Genomic DNA, 15451 nt, shown 5'->3' with positions numbered 1-15451 from the left:
TCTTTGCTTGTGAGGTGCGTGCATGTCATCCGTTATTTCCACCGACGTGCTGATCGTCGGCGCAGGGGTCGCAGGCCTCTGGCTCAATGCCCGCCTGCGCCGCCTGGGCTACTCGACGGTGCTGGTGGAACGCGCCAGCCTCGGTGGCGAGCAGACCCTCAAGTCCCAGGGGATCATCCACGGTGGTGCCAAGTACGCCCTGCACGGTGCGCTCACCGGCGCCTCCGAGGCCATTGCCGACATGCCGCGGCGCTGGCGCGAGGCCCTGGCCGGCAACGGCGAACTGGACCTGAGCGGCGTGCGCCTGCTGTCCGAGGCGCACTACCTGTGGTCGCCCGGCACCCTGGCCGGCAACCTCACCAGCTTCTTCGCCAGCAAGGCGGTACGCGGCCGGGTCGACCAGGTCAAGGGCGACCAGTTGCCCCCTGCCCTGCAGGACCGTGCCTTCAAGGGCAAGGTGTACCGCCTGGCCGAACTGGTGGTGGACGTGCCGAGCCTGCTCGAGCGCCTGGCAGAGCTGGCCGGCGACAGCCTGCTGGCCGGTGAACATATCGAACCGCTGCATGAAGGTGACGAACTGGTCGGCTTGCGTGTCGATGGCCGCGATATCCGCGCCCAGCGCGTGGTGCTCAGCGCCGGTGCCGGCAATGCCGCGCTGCTGCAAAGCCTGGGCCTGAGCCAGCCGGCCATGCAGCGCCGACCGCTGCACATGGTCATGGCCAAGGGCCCGAGCCTCAAGCCGCTGTACGCCCACTGCCTGGGCGGTGGGCCCAAGCCGCGCATCACCGTGACCACCCACCCGGCCGCCGACGGCCAGTGGGTGTGGTACCTGGGCGGCGACCTGGCCGAAGCCGAGGGCGTTGCCCGCGAACCCGAAGCGCAGATCGCTGCCGCCCGCAAGGAGGTCGCGGGGCTGCTGCCCTGGGTCGACCTCAGCCAGGTGCAGTGGGCCACCGTGCGTGTCGACCGCGCCGAACCCGCGCAATCGGGCCTGGTGCGCCCCGACAACGCCTTCCTCGCCGACCAGCAGCGCCTGCTGGTGGGCTGGCCGACCAAGCTGGCCCTGGCACCGGACTTCGCTGACCGCGTGCTGAACAGCCTGGAACGTGACGATATCAAGCCAGGCAATCTGCCTGCCCTGCCGCCCCTGCCAAAACCGCCCCTGGCACAACCGGTATGGGAGCAACTGCTGCCATGAGCCTGCCGACCCTGCACCCCTATCACCGCCCGCTGGGCAGCACCGGCCTGAGCGTTTCCCCGCTGGGGCTGGGCACGGTCAAGCTGGGCCGCGACCAGGGCGTCAAATACCCCAACGGCTTCACCATCCCCGACGACGACGAGGCCCGCCTGCTGCTGCGCCAGGCCCGTGAGCTGGGCATCAACCTGATCGACACCGCACCGGCCTATGGCCGCAGCGAAGAGCGGCTGGGCCCATTGCTGCGCGGCCAGCGCCACGACTGGGTGATCGTCAGCAAGGTCGGCGAAGAGTTCGACGACGGCCACTCGCACTTCGACTTCAGCGCCGCCCACACGCGCCGCTCGGTGGAACGCAGCCTCCAGCGCCTTGAAACAGATTGTATCGATCTTGTACTGGTGCATTCCGACGGCAACGATCTGCGCATTCTGCAGCAGGAAGCGGTGTACGAAACCCTGGCCCGACTCAAGCAGGAAGGCAAGATTCGCGGCTTCGGGCTGTCCGGCAAAACCGTCGAAGGTGGGCTGCAGGCCCTGCAATCAGGCGATTGCGCGATGGTTACCTACAACCTCGACGAGCAGGGCGAACGCCCGGTGCTGGACTATGCTGCCGAACACGGCAAGGCCATCCTGGTGAAAAAGGCCCTGGCCAGTGGTCATGCCTGCCTGGCCCCGGGCGTCGACCCGGTGCGGGCCAGCTTCGAGCTGCTGTTTGCCCACCCCGGGGTGAGCAGTGCTATTGTCGGCACCATCAATCCCGTGCACCTGGCCCACAACGTGGGCGTGGTTGCCAAGATCCTGAGCCAGCGCTGAGCCGCCGTCGCGGCCGACCCCAACGCAAGAAGGAGCCGAGATGCCGCGCACGCTGATCCGCAAGAACCCCAGCAACTTCAAGACCCTGCCCCTGCATGTGGAAGCCGGCCCCGAGGGCCTGAGCTACCAGAGCATCGGCATGCCGCTGAACTTTGCCCAGACCCTGCAGCGGCGCAAGGCGATCCAAGTGGCCGACCCCGAGCGTTTCGCCGTGGAGCTGGCCAACCTGGGCGTTTCGGTGCGCCTCACCCTGCAGTGGCAGAACCGCGACTACTGGGTACTGGTGCGCCAGCGCCGCCAGGACCGCGGTGATGTGGTGCTCAAGCTGATCTCCGGTTACGTGCCCGCTCAGGAGCTGAACCTGCCCTTGCACACGGCCGTGCAGGAAGTGGCCGAGGAATGCCTGCTGGAGACCCCGGAAGGCTGGCTTGGGGGGCGTTTCAACGACACCTGGTTGCCGGCGCCGTACGCCGACGCGCTGCATTACCGTGAAGCGATGCCCTTCGTGCTGACCCCTCACTCGGGGGCCGCGCGACCGGTGCGCTGTGGCAACCAGCCGCTGATCGAGCGACCGCGAGCCTATGTCCACCTGCCCACGGCGTCACTGCAACTGATTTATGACCTGCGCCTGCAAGTGCCCAGGGAAGCCAAATCATTGAGCCTGTTCCATGTGGACGAGCGCCTTGAGGGCGACCAACTGGTGGCACGCCTCAACCGCAGCCGGCCAGACTTGTACCTGATGCCGCTGGAAGACGGTCAGCCGCAGGCCGAGCTGTACACCCTGAAGAAGGACCGATTGGTGCCGGCGAGTACACGTGGTATCTACCTGGCCGAAAGCTTTGCCCGACAGGATGGCTGGCTGGTGCGTGAAGAGCGGATTCGCTGGAAGGACTGGCTGAGGCAGCAGGGGCTGGTGGCGCCCAGGCCGGACTCGAAACTTAAAAGGCTGACGGGCAAGGCCCGCCAGCTGTTGGGGCTGGCTTTGCAGAAGTAGGACGTTTTTGCAGGCCCTAATCGCGGGTCAAACCACTCAGTTCTTGCGGATTTTCTCCACGATCGCCGTGGTCGAGCTGTTTTCCACCAGCCCCAACACCTTCACCGTACCGCCATAGGCCTTGACGATATCGGCGCCCACCACCTGATCGATGCCGTAGTCGCCACCCTTGACCAGCACGTCGGGCTTGACCTCGGCAAGCAGGTTTTCCGGGGTGCCTTCGGAGAAGCTGATGACCCAGTCCACTGCCCCCAGCCCCGCCAGCACCGCCATGCGCCGGTCGACACTGTTGATCGGGCGACCCGGCCCCTTCAGGCGACTGACCGAAGCATCGTCATTGACCGCCACGATCAACCGGTCGCCCTGCGCACGCGCCTGCTCCAGGTAGGTCACGTGCCCGGCATGCAGAATGTCGAAGCAGCCATTGGTGAACACGATCTTCTCGTTGTGCGCCCGCGCATCGTCGATGGCCAGCAGCAACTGCTCAAGGCTCAGCACCCCGCGCTCGGAGCCTTCTTCGCGCTGGATGGCGCGGCGCAGTTCCGGCGCGCTGATGGCCGCCGTACCCAGCTTGCCGACCACGATGCCGGCGGCCAGGTTGGCCAGACCGACCGCATGGGGCAGCTCCTCACCGGCGGCGATCGCCGCCGCCAGGGTGGAGATCACGGTATCGCCGGCACCGGTCACATCGAACACTTCACGCGCCCGTGCCGGCAGGTGCATGGCCGGATGGCCCGGGCGCAGCAAGGTCATGCCGTGCTCGCCTCGGGTCACCAGCAAGGCGCCCAGTTCCAGCTCGCGCATCAGCTCGCCGCCCTTGTTGACCAGTTCGGTCTCGTCGGCGCAATGCCCGACGATGGCCTCGAACTCGCCCAGATTCGGCGTGATGACGCTGGCGCCGCGGTAGATCGAGAAATCCTTGCCCTTGGGGTCGGCCAGCACCGGAATGCCCTTGGCTCGCGCGGCCTGGATCAGGCTCTGGTGGTTCTTCAATGCGCCTTTGCCGTAGTCGGACAGCACCAGCACCTTCACCCCTTCGAGCAGGGCGTCGACTTCGGCGCCCAGCGACAGCGGGTCGGTGGCAAAGGGTTCTTCGAAATCGATGCGCAGCAATTGCTGGTGACGGCTCATGACCCGCAGCTTGACGATGGTCGGCTGATGGGCGATGCGCTGGAAGATCGAACGCACCCCCGCTGCCTGCAGGCTGTTGGCCAGGCTGTCGGCGGCCTCGTCCTGGCCGGTGACGCCCACCAGCGAGGCCGGCGCACCCAGCGCGGCAATGTTCAGCGCAACGTTGGCTGCACCACCCGGACGGTCCTCGATCTGCTCGACCTTGACCACCGGTACCGGGGCTTCAGGTGAAATGCGAGAGGTACCGCCATGCCAGTAGCGGTCGAGCATGACATCCCCGACCACCAGTACCGGAGCTTGATCGAAACGCGGCATGGACAACTTCATGGGCAACCCATATAGACAAAATGAACAGGGGCGGGATATTAGCACAGCCCTGGCACCGGCCTGTTCGGCGCCGGTAACCTGCTGTGACAACCAGGGCGCAGAACGCGCCCTGGCAGGGTGACTCAGGTGATGTCGGCCTTGGCCGGCTCATCCAGGCCCATGGCGTGCAGGCGCGCGTAATAGCCGTTTTCGGCCAGCAACTGGCCATGCGTGCCACGCTCGACGATGCGCCCCTGATCCATCACCAGGATCAGGTCGGCCTTCTCGATGGTCGACAGGCGGTGCGCGATCACCAGGGTGGTACGGCCTTTCATCACCTGGTCCAGGGCGGCCTGGATGTGCCGCTCCGACTCGGTGTCGAGGGCCGAGGTGGCCTCGTCCAGAATCAGCAGCGGTGCATTCTTGAGCAGGGCCCTGGCGATCGCCAGACGCTGGCGCTGGCCGCCGGACAGCAGCACGCCGTTCTCGCCGACCTCGGTGTCCAGCCCTTGAGGCAACTGATCGATGAACTCCTTGGCATAGGCATCGGCTGCCGCAGCCTCGATCTGCTCGCGCGGCGCACCGGCCAGGTCACCGTAGGCGATGTTGTTGGCCACGGTGTCGTTGAACAGGGTCACATGCTGGGTCACCTGGGCAATGTGCCGACGCAGGTTACGCAGGCGGTACTGCTCCACCTCCACGCCATCGAGCAGGATCTCGCCCTCGGCATGCGGATAGAAACGCGGTATCAGGCTGGCCAGGGTCGACTTGCCACTGCCCGAACGCCCAACCAGCGCCACCATCTGACCCGGCTCGGCGGTGAAGCTGATGTCATCGAGCACGCGGCGCTCGCTACCCGGGTAGGTGAAGCTCAGGTGGCGGACATCCAGGCGCCCGGTAACCCGGTCGCGCTCGACGGTGCCGTGGTCGACTTCCGGCTCCACATCCAGCTGCTCGAAGATGCTCTCGGCCCCCGACACACCCTTCTGGATGGTCGAGCTGACTTCCGACAGCTGGCGGATCGGCTTGGGCAGCAGGCCGGCCGCGGTGATATAGGCCACCAGGTCGCCGGCGGTGGAGTCGCCGCGCAGGTACAGCACCAGGAACATCAGCACGGCCATGGCCGAGTAGATCACCAATTGCAGCATCGGTGTGTATACCGCGCTGGTCTTGGTCATGCGCAGCTGCTTCTCGGTGTTGCTCTGGCTGGCGTTGTTGAAGCGCTGCTCTTCGTAGTTCTCGCCCCCGAAGCTGCGCACCACGCGATAGCCCTGGATGGTTTCGGACGCGACATGCGTCACGTCACCCATGGCCACCTGGATCTTCTTGCTCTGCTTGCGGAATTTCTTGCTCGAACTGCTGACCATGAAGGCGATCAGCGGCAGAATCGCCAGCATCACGATGGTCAGCTTCCAGTTCATCCACAGTAGATAGCCGAACAGGAACACCACGGTCAGGCCTTCGCGGATCACCACCTTGATTGCATCGGTGGCGGCGCCGGTGACCATGGTCACATTGAAGGTGATGCGCGAAATCAGGTGTCCGGAGTTGTGGCTGTCGAAATAGCGGTTGGGCAGTACCAGCAGCTTGTTGAACAACTCGACCCGCAGGTCGTGCACCAGACCCAGGGAAACCTTGGCCAGGAAATAGTTGCCCAGAAACGAGCCCAGGCCCTGCCACGCGGCGATCAGCACGATCAGCAGCGGCACAGCCTGCAACAATTGGAGGTCGCGCAAGTAAGGCACGGTGGGGAACAGCACCGCTTCGGGGTTGCTCAGGCCATCGACGAAATACTTGAGGATGCCTGCCAGCATGGGCTGGGTCGAGGCGAATATCACGAAGCCGAGGATACTCACCAGGAACATGCCCACGTAGGGCTTCACGTAACCGAGCAGTCGAAAATAGATTTTCAAGCTCGAAGGCGCGGACGATTCAGGGGCGGTCATGAGAATCCGTCGTATCAAAAAGAAGCGGGATTGTATCACAAGCGGTTTTCGCCACTCGGTGCTGGGGTAATATAGCCGGCCAAACAAGCCTCAGGCCCCAGACACCGGAGTATCGATGCAAGCCCTTGAACATGCCCGTTACCTTGCCCTGCGCGAAGGCGCCCAAGTCCTGGAGGCTGACGGTACGGGAGACAAGGTGCTGCGTCTGGGCGACGGCTCGATGCTGAAGCTGTTCCGCCGCAAGCGCCTGATCACGTCCGCGGCGTGGTACCCCTACGCCAAGCGTTTTGCCGATAACTGCCGCACCCTGGCCGAACGTGGCATCCCCTGCCCGCGTGTGCGCCAGGTGTATCGAATAGCCGAAATCGCCCGGGATGCCGTGCATTACGACCCCCTGCCGGGGCAAACCCTGCGCCAGTTGCTCGAGGACCCGCTCAGTGATGACCGACGGCGCGCGCAATTGGGTGCATTCATCGCGCAACTGCACGAGAAAGGCGTCTACTTCCGTTCTGCGCACCTGGGCAACGTGGTGCTCACACCGGAAGGCGAACTGGGCCTGATCGATATTGCCGACCTGCGCATCTACCGCCAGGCGCTGACCAAGCGTCTACGCCTGCGCAACTTCAAGCACATGCTGCGCTACCCGCAGGACCGGGCCTGGTTGCTGGACAACGGTGGCGATGCCTTCAGCAGCGCCTACCTTGCCCACCAGCACACCTGCAGCGCCGCCGAACTGAGCGCCGCACTGGCCTGAAACAAATCGACCACCCGAAGGTGGTCGACTGGATCACAGACGCACGCGCCTCGGACGCTGCGCCACGCGCCCCAGCACCAGCGCCGCAGGCAGCAGCACGAGTGGCCAGAGTTCGTCAGGGTTGCCTATCAGCTTGCTGCCGTCGAAGTTGAGCATAACCAGCGCGCACGCCAGGTACATGCCCCATGGATCCCGGTTGCGCCAGGCCTGCCACAGGGTCGCGCCCATCACCGCCAGCAGCAACACCAGCGAGACACCGCCGGTATACAGCCCCATCGCCACGAAGACGTTGTGCGGGTGCTGGATAGGCAGGCCGTCCTGAAGGGTCTTGGCGGTCTTGAAGTCGACCCCGCATCCCAGCGCCCAACCACAGTTGCGCCATTCCCCGACCATGATATGGAACAGTTCGACACGGTACGAATCGCCACGCTCGAACAGCGACAGGAACCAATGCTGCTCATGCACCAGCCACAAGACCAGAAGCATGGCTGCAGCGGCCGCCGACACGCAGATCAAACCAATCCTGGGGAACCGCAGGATGCCGTACAGCGCCCAGACGCCCAGCAGAAAGGCAGCGCCAACCAGCGCGGTACGTGTTTGCAACACAAACGCCACCGCAAACAGCGACAGCGCCACTGCAGCTATCGCCTCGATCCAGCGCCGCTCCCTGACCCATGCAGGCAGGGCCAGCGCCAAGGCGCAGAGCAACCAGATGCTGGCATAGATAATGTTCTCCATGCGCGAAGGCAACAAGCGTACACGCTCGCCAAAGGGGAAGATGCCTGTGGCGTAGGCATAGGTAGCGTAGCCAAAGATGTAGGCGAAAATGATCCAGAACTGCGCGCGGGTGAACGCGGACGAGCGGAAAAATTGCGGACTCGTCAGCCCGGCAACCACAAACACAAACACGCAGACATACAGGATGTGCTTGTAGAACTGCCCATTGCCGGCAATGGCGGCAGGCACGAGGAACCACAGCATGAACGCCAGCCAGGCCCAGGTCAGGCCGTGCTGAAACAGCCCGACGCCCCGTTCCTTGAGCAGAAACACCAACCCGGGCAAAGCAATAAACGCGTAGAAGATGTTGTTCGTCCACTTGGACGAGTCCATCAGGATGAAGCTGAGCAGAAACAGAATGATGGCCGCGCCAAAGTAGCGACGGCTGTTGCTGTTTTCCAAATGGACCTCACTAAATAACATTCAACATCCAGCCTATTACCATTCCAACTACCAGCGCTCCAATCAGCTTGAAGCGATCCCTTTGTTTACGGCGCAACTTGTTCTGTTTCTCCTGGGGCAACTCGACATGTCCGCCGAAACCCGTGTGCAGCACGGCATCATTTTCCAGTATCAATGCATAGCGGTTTTCGCTGGCATACAGACGCGAAAGGCTCTTTTCACCGCTGTGCCCGGCATACGGCGCGTGCTGCTGATAGTCGGCCAGGCGGCGCAACCCGGGGTTGAAGGAAAAGCCCTGCCAATCCGGCTTGTGCGAGCCCAACTGGTAGAACGCGATGCCCTGAAGCACCTGGCGCTCGTTGAGGAATACGTAAGGGCTGTGCACCTGCAGGTCGTGGTTGAAGCTGCGCAACCACACCTGCAAGGCCTGCGGATCGGCCTCCAGCAGCACCTGGGAGTCTTCGATGAAGCCTGGGCGATAGAAGTCCCAGTCGTCCTCGCAATGGAACACCCAGCGTGTCTTGATCTGCGCGTAGGCAGCATCGATCGAGCGCAACTGGCCCAGCTTGGGGTTGTTGACAATGCAGGTGGTGTGCTCGCGCCAGTGCACAGGGACGCAATCGCGTACTGCCTCGTCACCGGAGTCTTCGGTGATGAAAACTTCCCGGATGGGCGCCGTATTGAATCGGTCGAAGCTTTCCAGCGTGCGCTTGAGTAGATCGAACCGGCCGCAACTGGTCACCATCAGGGTGATTTCGCTGCTTTCGCTGAAGAGCATGTTGCTTCCTCGATAAGTGACAGATGAACGGCCTTAACGGCCTACCGCGTTGCGCAGCCGTGCCCACCAGCCAGGCTGGGCATGCGCACGCAGCGGCGCACGCATGGTCTCGACAATGGTCTTGCCCAAGGCGTGAAACGTATAACGCGTCTCGGCCAACTGCTGCCCGCGACGGGAGATCTCGTCGGCCAGCTCGGGCTGCTCACGCAGCTGTTTCAATTTGGCTCGCAGCTCTGCCAAGTCGCGATACAGCACGATGTTGTGCATATCGACAAAACCCAGAGCCTGGTTTTCCTCGTCGCCCTGGTCATAGGCAAACAAGACGCAGCCACAGGCCATCGCTTCGAAATTCTTGATCATGTACTCGCCCATGCCGACATCGGCACTGACGAAAAAGCGGATGCGGCTGAGGGTCTGGCTGTACTCCTCACCCGATTTGGTGCGCGTGACGACAAGGTTCTCGACACTCGCGAGCGAGTCGAGCATTGCCTTGCGCCCGGAGTAGGCCACGCTGCGAAGGCTGCCGACAAAGGCCAGTTCGATGTCGCGCTCGCGCCCTTCATTGCGCAGCAGCGCCTGATCGTAGCCTTTGGGCACGAACACCGCGTCGAAGCCCTCGTCACGCAGGCGCCGGCTTACCACCGCCCCCGACGTGATCACCCGCGCCCAAGGTATCTGCTGGTAGTGCTTGCTGAACTTGCCCGTGTACTTGCACGGGATGTAGTTCTGATAAGCGTCGTGCTCGAGAATGACCAGATTGGGCACGGTGCGGATAAAGCCGACCTGACGTATCTCTTTCTTGAAGCGCAGGAAAAACACGATCCGGTCGTACTGTTCGACATTGACGTGCTGCTTGAAATAAGCGCGCAGATTGTCCTGCTCGGCGTCGGTCAGCCAACGGATATCACAGTCGCAGGCTGCACCTACGCCTTCATACAAGCGATCCAGAATGGCCCGTTGCTCTTTCTGAACCAGAAATAGGACTTTCACTGTTGCTCTCTCTTGTCGGTTTCGGCACCGACCCAGAACAGCTCGTGCCGGCGCACGGCCTTGCGGAAAAACTCGTTTTCACCAGTGGTCGGCCAACGCCGCCCTGCCAGGACGCGCTGCAAAAAGCGGCGCAGGCGACGCTTGAAGGGGGTTCCGGGCTGCAGGTCGTGCATCATGCCCAAAGACATAGCCTTGTGCCATTGCTTTTCCTCGCTCAACGCCAGCACCCAGGGGCGCATCGCCACCTGCCCCTGGAAGTGGGGCGGCAGCGCCACTCCGCTGCCCGCATCCCCCATTGGCCAACGGTCGTTGTCATGCAGGTGATTGGCGTAGTGCAGCAGCGTCCGCGGCTGATGGTGCGTCAGCGCAAGGGCCTCTAGCACTGCGTTGCGGGCGCACACATGATCGGGGTGGGGATCGAGCAACGGCTCAGGCAGCACGATGGTCTGCGGGCGAATACGCTCGATCAGTTCACACAGGTCCTGCACCAGGTTGCGCCAGGAGGGGACGCCATCGACGTCGCTGGCCAGGCCGACACGGTTGAAACGCCGGAACAGGCGCGTGTCGAGCATGTCCGCCTCGCGCGACCCCTGCGCCATCAGTGGCTCAGCCTGCATGGCCGCCAGTTGCATGCAGAAATAGCCAAGCTGCACGCAGCGCTCGGCCGGTACACCGGCCCACAGCGGCACGGCGATGCTGTCCCAGCTGCGCAACTGGCCTTTGAGGCGAGCTGCGGCGACTGCATCCAGGCCCATGGCCCGGTAGTGTTCGGTTTCGATTTCACCGGCCGTGAGTGTGACGATCCAGCTTTCCCGGGCCTGGGCATAAGCGCCGAAGGCTGCCAGCTCGGCATCATCGGCATGCGGGGCGATCACCAGCAACGGCCCGGCGAGGTAATCCGGATGTCGGCACACCAACAGCTCGACCTGTTCATCCAGCCGACAGTACTGGCCGCGCAGACGTAGTCGCCCCTCCACAAGGGCGGTGTGCTGCCCGGTCAGGTTCAGGTAACGCACCCCCTTCACACCGCGCTCGAACACCTGTGTATCGGATGTGCCGCCTTCGATCCTCACCGCCGGGTCAAACAGCCGCCCGAACAGCGAAGCGCGCAGACAGACCTTGAGCAGCAGCGTGTCGCCCTCCTCGAGGCTGCACTCGGCCGGCACACCCAATCGACCTTGCGTCAGGCGCAGGGGGTGGGACTGGTCGCTGTCGATGAGATAGTCGTAATCACTGGCCGGCGCATAGAACAGATGGTCGCTGAACCAGGCCTCGTGAGCGGACCAGGCCAGTACGCCGAGCACCAGCGGCAGCCACCAGGCGAGCCAGGCACTGGCCAGCAGAATGACCAGCAAAATGACCAGCGTCATGCGCTTGCGCTGCCGATGGCGCCTGAGCAACTGCTGCTTGCGGCTCACACCTGAAACACCGGCACGGGGTTGCACCATCGGTCCTTGTACTCGCGATCGGCGCGGCCGAAGGAGAACCGCAGCGGCTTGTTCAGCGCACGCGCGGCTTCCCAGGCGCTCTGGGTGTTGAGAAAGCTCAGCACGCTGCCCGGGCTGAACGCACGCGTCTCGGGGTCGACGCCGCCGTTGACGTACTCGACGCTGACCCACTCGGGAGCCTCGACGCGGTACACCAGCTGGATCGCGATCGGCTTGTCTTCCAGAAACAGCACCGAGCCGATCAGCAACGCGCGCAGGCGTTCGACCATCTCGGCCATGCGCTCGGCACCGGTGGCCGCAAAGCCCCAGCGGCGCTGGAACAGGTCGCAATACATCGACGCGATCTCGGCACTGGTGAACTCGGTGATGGCCCGCACCTGCCCGCCCGCCTCTTCCAGCAAACGCAGTTCGCGGCGCTGGTTGTAGCGAAACTTCTTCGACAGTTCTTCGGGCTGGCGTGCCATGGCCAGGGCTTCGGGCTGCGCCTTGAGGCCGCTGAAACGGCCCTGGTTGAGCTCGGACAGGTAGCGCCCGGCATGGCGCAGCGGCGCCTGTGCATCGGCAGCGGCCGGCAGAATCAGCTCGGCATTGCCCAGGTCGAACAGGCCCTTCTTGCCCCGGCGCTTGAGCACGTCCTTGGACAATGCTAGGTAGCGGTCCCAGGTGGGTATGGCCGCCTTCAGTTCGTCACCCTGGTACCAGCCCAGGTAACGCACCGGAATATCGGCCATCTCGGCCAGTTGCGCGAGCACCAGCGGGTGGGTCGCCACACTGCCGCCAAAGCGCTGCCAGGCGTCGGCGTAGGCCGGCGCATCGATCACGCGCCAGCCGCGCTCACGCCAGCCTTGTACATAATTGAGCATCAGGCCTGCCCCGTCAGTTCGACAACCTGGGGAAGGTGCCAGAAAGTCTCGCGCACGGCCGTGTCGGAGAAGCGTTCGCGCAGGCGCTCGAGCATGCGCTCGGCACAGGCCTGGCGTTGCGCCTGGTCCAGCTCGGCCAGGTGTTGCAGGCCTTGCGCCAGACGCTCGGCATCCCCGAGCGGGAACAGGATGCCGACACCTTCGACCACTTCCTTGGCGCCACCGCAGGCGGTGGCCAGCAACGGCACGCCGGCCACCATCGCTTCGAGCAGCACCATGCCGAAAGGCTCGTGGTCCGAGCTCAGGGCAAACACGTCGAAGGCACTGAAATAGCGCCGTGCATCCGGTACCTGGCCGAGAAAGTCCACCTGTGCGGCAATCCCCAGCGCCTCGGCCTGCGCCTTGAGCGCGTGCTCCAGGCGGCCGGTGCCCAGCACTGCCAGGCGGGCGCCTGCCGGCAGTGCCGGCAGTGCCTGGGCAAACCCGCGCAGCAAGGTGGCCTGGTCCTTGTCCGGGTGCAGGCGGCCGACGTTGCCGACGATCCATGCCTTCGCATCCAGGCCCAGGGCCTGGCGCGCCTGCGCGGCGGGCACCAGGCTGGCCTGCAGGGCGTCGATGTCGATGCGGTTGTACAGCGTCTGGATACGCTCGGCCGGCCACTTGGGCAGGCACTGGCGCATGTCGTCGCGCACCGCGTCCGACACCCCGAGCAGGCTCAGGCGTTTGCTGAACAGGTTGGCGAACAGCTGGCGGGTACGCCGCTGGTAGTCGCCAAAGGCGTGGTGCACGCCGATCACCGGCAGGCGGGTGGCCAGCAGGGCGATGTAGATCGGCTTGAAGCGGTGGGCGATGCAGAAGCTGAATCGGCGCGACGCGGCAATGCGGCGCAGTTCGCGAATCGCGCCCAGCTTCAAGCCACGAATGGCCTTGGAGCTGAACTCGAGAAACAGCACTTCATCGCTCGCACAGCCCGCCGCCACCTGCGGATCGGCGGCGCCGGTGAGAAACACCGTGGTGACGCGGTAGCCCTTGCCTGCGAACAGGCTGGCGTACTGACGGGCGCAATCGAGAAACGGCCCGTCATAGCCGTGGCAAAACTGCAGGACGTGCCGTTCAGCCAACGCTGTCATAAGCTTTCGCGCCGTCCTTGACCACCAGGATGTCTTCCATGATCAGGTACTGCAGGTCCGAGCCGAAGAACATGTTCAGGGCATCGGTCGGCGAGCAGATCATCGGTTCGCCACGACGGTTGAGCGAGGTATTGAGCGACACGCCGTTGCCGGTCAGGGTCTCCAGCGCCTTCATCATGTCGTAGTAGCGCGGGTTGTACTCGCGCTTGAGCACCTGGGCCCGCGAGGTGCCATCTTCGTGGACCACTTCCGGCACGCGGGTCTTCCACTCTTCAGCCACTTCGAAGGTGAAGGTCATGAACGGGGCCGGGTGATCGATCTTGATCATTTGCGGCGCCACGGTGTCGAGCATCGACGGGCAGAAAGGCCTCCAGCGCTCGCGGAACTTGATCTGGTGGTTGATGCGGTCGGCCACGCCCGGCACGCTCGGGCAGCCGATGATCGAACGTCCGCCCAAGGCCCGCGGGCCGAACTCCATGCGGCCCTGGAACCAGGCCACCGGGTTGCCGTCGACCATGATCCGGGCGATCTGCTCGGGCATGTTGTCCAGCTTGCGCCAGGTCGGCTTGTGTTCGTGACGGGCGCAGGCGGCGATCACGTCCTCGTTGCTGTACGCCGGGCCGAGGTAGACGTGTTCCATCTTCTCGACCGGTACGCCACGGGCGTGGGACACATAGGCGGCAGCACCGACTGCGGTGCCGGCGTCGCCCGAGGCGGGCTGCACGAACAGCTCCTTCACGTCGGGACGGGCGATGATCTTCTGGTTCAGCTTGACGTTCAGCGCGCAGCCGCCGGCAAAGGCCAGCTTGCCGGTTTCCTTGAGCACGTCACCCAGGTAGTAGTCGATCATCTGCAGCGCGAGCTTCTCGAACAGCGCCTGCATGCTGGCCGCGTAGTGGATGTACGGCTCGTCGGCGATGTCGCCTTCGCGCTTGGGGCCCAGCCACTCGATCAGCTTGGGCGAGAAGTAGAAACCCTTGCCCTTCTCTTTATAGCGGCGCAGGCCGATGACGTTGGCGTAGTCGGTGTTGATCTCCAGCTCGCCGTTTTCGAAGCTGGCCAGGCGCGAGAAGTCATACTTGCTGGCGTCGCCGTACGGCGCCATGCCCATGACCTTGAACTCGCCGTCGAGCATTTCGAAGCCCAGGAACTCGGTGATCGCGCCATACAGGCCGCCGAGGGAGTCCGGGTCGAAGAATTCCTTGATCTTGTGGATCTTGCCGTTTTCGCCGTAGCCGAAGAACGTGGTGGCGTACTCGCCCTTGCCGTCGATGCCCAGGATCGCGGTCTTTTCCTTGAAACCCGAGCAATGGTAGGCGCTGGAGGCGTGGGCCAGGTGGTGCTCGACCGGTTCGATCTTGATCTTTTTCGGATCGAAGCCCAGTTGCTCCAGGCACCAGACGATCTTGTTGCGGTAGCGCTTGTAGCGACGGTTGCCCATCAGCAGCGCGTCGAGGGCACGATCCGGGGCGTACCAGTAACGTTTGGCGTAGTGCCAGCGGGCCTTGCCGAACAGGCTGATGGGGGCGAACGGAATCGCTACCACATCGACATCGGACGGCTTGATGCCGGCCTGTTCGAGGCAGAACTTCGCCGATTCGTAGGGCATGCGGTTCTTTGCATGTTTGTCGCGCACGAAGCGCTCTTCTTCAGCGGCGGCAATCAGCTTGCCGTCGATGTACAGGGCCGCGGAAGGATCATGGCTAAGGGCGCCGGACAGGCCAAGAATCGTCAATGCCAAGGGTCTAGCCTCTTCAAATCTGTAGATGTGCGCCCCGGCCTCATGGGCGGGTGGCAGCGAAAGGGCGGGATTATAGCGTAAAGCGTGGTACGGAGTGCAGGGCGCACTGCTGGCGTGGAACCCATCGCGGGTCAAGCCCGCTCCCACAAGGACATCATTGCCTCTGTGGGAGCGGGCTTGACCC

The 15451-nt window shown here is 63.9% G+C and carries 13 protein-coding genes; 4 read left to right on the top strand and 9 right to left on the bottom strand.

Going from position 1 to position 15451, the window contains the following annotated elements:
• Positions 1 to 22: 22 nt before the first annotated feature.
• From LOY33_RS02155 to LOY33_RS02145, 3 genes are read left to right on the top strand one after another with little or no spacing between them, the layout of a single operon-like run.
• The gene (locus LOY33_RS02155) at positions 23 to 1198 is read left to right on the top strand and encodes an FAD-binding oxidoreductase (protein WP_258661008.1); all 1176 of its coding nucleotides are present in this window, start codon (positions 23 to 25) and stop codon (positions 1196 to 1198) included.
• Positions 1195 to 2007, top strand: coding sequence for an aldo/keto reductase (locus tag LOY33_RS02150; protein ID WP_058541609.1), 813 nt, complete (start codon positions 1195 to 1197; stop codon positions 2005 to 2007). Before LOY33_RS02155 ends, LOY33_RS02150 begins: the two co-directional genes overlap by 4 nt.
• 40 nt (positions 2008 to 2047) lie before the next feature.
• Entirely contained in the window at positions 2048 to 3001 is a 954-nt protein-coding gene (locus tag LOY33_RS02145) for a hypothetical protein (RefSeq protein WP_043863572.1), read from the top strand.
• A 36-nt stretch (positions 3002 to 3037) separates the two neighbouring features.
• Here the strand turns inward: LOY33_RS02145 and hldE are convergent, their stop codons facing one another.
• Together hldE and msbA are read right to left on the bottom strand one after the other, a co-directional pair.
• Entirely contained in the window at positions 3038 to 4459 is a 1422-nt protein-coding gene (hldE, locus tag LOY33_RS02140; RefSeq protein WP_058541610.1) for a bifunctional D-glycero-beta-D-manno-heptose-7-phosphate kinase/D-glycero-beta-D-manno-heptose 1-phosphate adenylyltransferase HldE, read from the bottom strand.
• Between the two features lie 122 nt (positions 4460 to 4581).
• Complete coding sequence (msbA, locus tag LOY33_RS02135; protein WP_043863574.1) at positions 4582 to 6384, bottom strand: lipid A export permease/ATP-binding protein MsbA; 1803 nt, start codon at positions 6382 to 6384, stop codon at positions 4582 to 4584.
• A gap of 115 nt (positions 6385 to 6499) precedes the next feature.
• Between msbA and LOY33_RS02130 the strand changes: the two genes are divergently transcribed.
• Positions 6500 to 7138 (top strand): phosphotransferase, encoded by a 639-nt coding sequence (locus LOY33_RS02130; RefSeq protein WP_043863575.1) that lies wholly within the window; start codon positions 6500 to 6502, stop codon positions 7136 to 7138.
• A gap of 33 nt (positions 7139 to 7171) precedes the next feature.
• Here the strand turns inward: LOY33_RS02130 and LOY33_RS02125 are convergent, their stop codons facing one another.
• The 7 genes from LOY33_RS02125 to LOY33_RS02095 are packed head-to-tail and all read right to left on the bottom strand — an operon-like array spanning position 7172 to position 15267.
• Positions 7172 to 8338, bottom strand: coding sequence for a hypothetical protein (locus tag LOY33_RS02125; RefSeq protein WP_054915746.1), 1167 nt, complete (start codon positions 8336 to 8338; stop codon positions 7172 to 7174).
• On the bottom strand, positions 8328 to 9095 hold the full coding sequence (locus tag LOY33_RS02120) for a glycosyltransferase family 2 protein (RefSeq protein WP_043863577.1): 768 nt from the start codon (positions 9093 to 9095) through the stop codon (positions 8328 to 8330). Before LOY33_RS02120 ends, LOY33_RS02125 begins: the two co-directional genes overlap by 11 nt.
• A gap of 33 nt (positions 9096 to 9128) precedes the next feature.
• Positions 9129 to 10085 carry a glycosyltransferase gene (locus tag LOY33_RS02115; RefSeq protein WP_043863578.1) on the bottom strand — a complete coding sequence of 319 codons (957 nt, stop codon included), beginning with the start codon at positions 10083 to 10085 and terminating at the stop codon, positions 9129 to 9131.
• On the bottom strand, positions 10082 to 11533 hold the full coding sequence (locus LOY33_RS02110; RefSeq protein ID WP_258661000.1) for a PIG-L deacetylase family protein: 1452 nt from the start codon (positions 11531 to 11533) through the stop codon (positions 10082 to 10084). The genes LOY33_RS02115 and LOY33_RS02110 overlap by 4 nt, the downstream gene beginning before the upstream one ends.
• The gene (locus LOY33_RS02105; RefSeq protein ID WP_043863580.1) at positions 11500 to 12396 is read right to left on the bottom strand and encodes an antimicrobial resistance protein Mig-14; all 897 of its coding nucleotides are present in this window, start codon (positions 12394 to 12396) and stop codon (positions 11500 to 11502) included. Before LOY33_RS02105 ends, LOY33_RS02110 begins: the two co-directional genes overlap by 34 nt.
• On the bottom strand, positions 12396 to 13526 hold the full coding sequence (locus LOY33_RS02100; protein WP_054915750.1) for a glycosyltransferase: 1131 nt from the start codon (positions 13524 to 13526) through the stop codon (positions 12396 to 12398). Before LOY33_RS02100 ends, LOY33_RS02105 begins: the two co-directional genes overlap by 1 nt.
• A complete protein-coding gene (locus LOY33_RS02095; RefSeq protein ID WP_043863582.1) occupies positions 13510 to 15267 on the bottom strand; it encodes a carbamoyltransferase in 1758 nt (585 codons plus the stop codon). Before LOY33_RS02095 ends, LOY33_RS02100 begins: the two co-directional genes overlap by 17 nt.
• Positions 15268 to 15451 lie beyond the last annotated feature (184 nt).

It is taken from the genome of Pseudomonas sp. B21-036, from assembly GCF_024748925.1.
Lineage (GTDB): Bacteria > Pseudomonadota > Gammaproteobacteria > Pseudomonadales > Pseudomonadaceae > Aquipseudomonas > Aquipseudomonas palmensis.
Note: the sequence above shows the minus strand (reverse complement) of the source record. Positions and strands in the feature narration are given on the sequence as shown.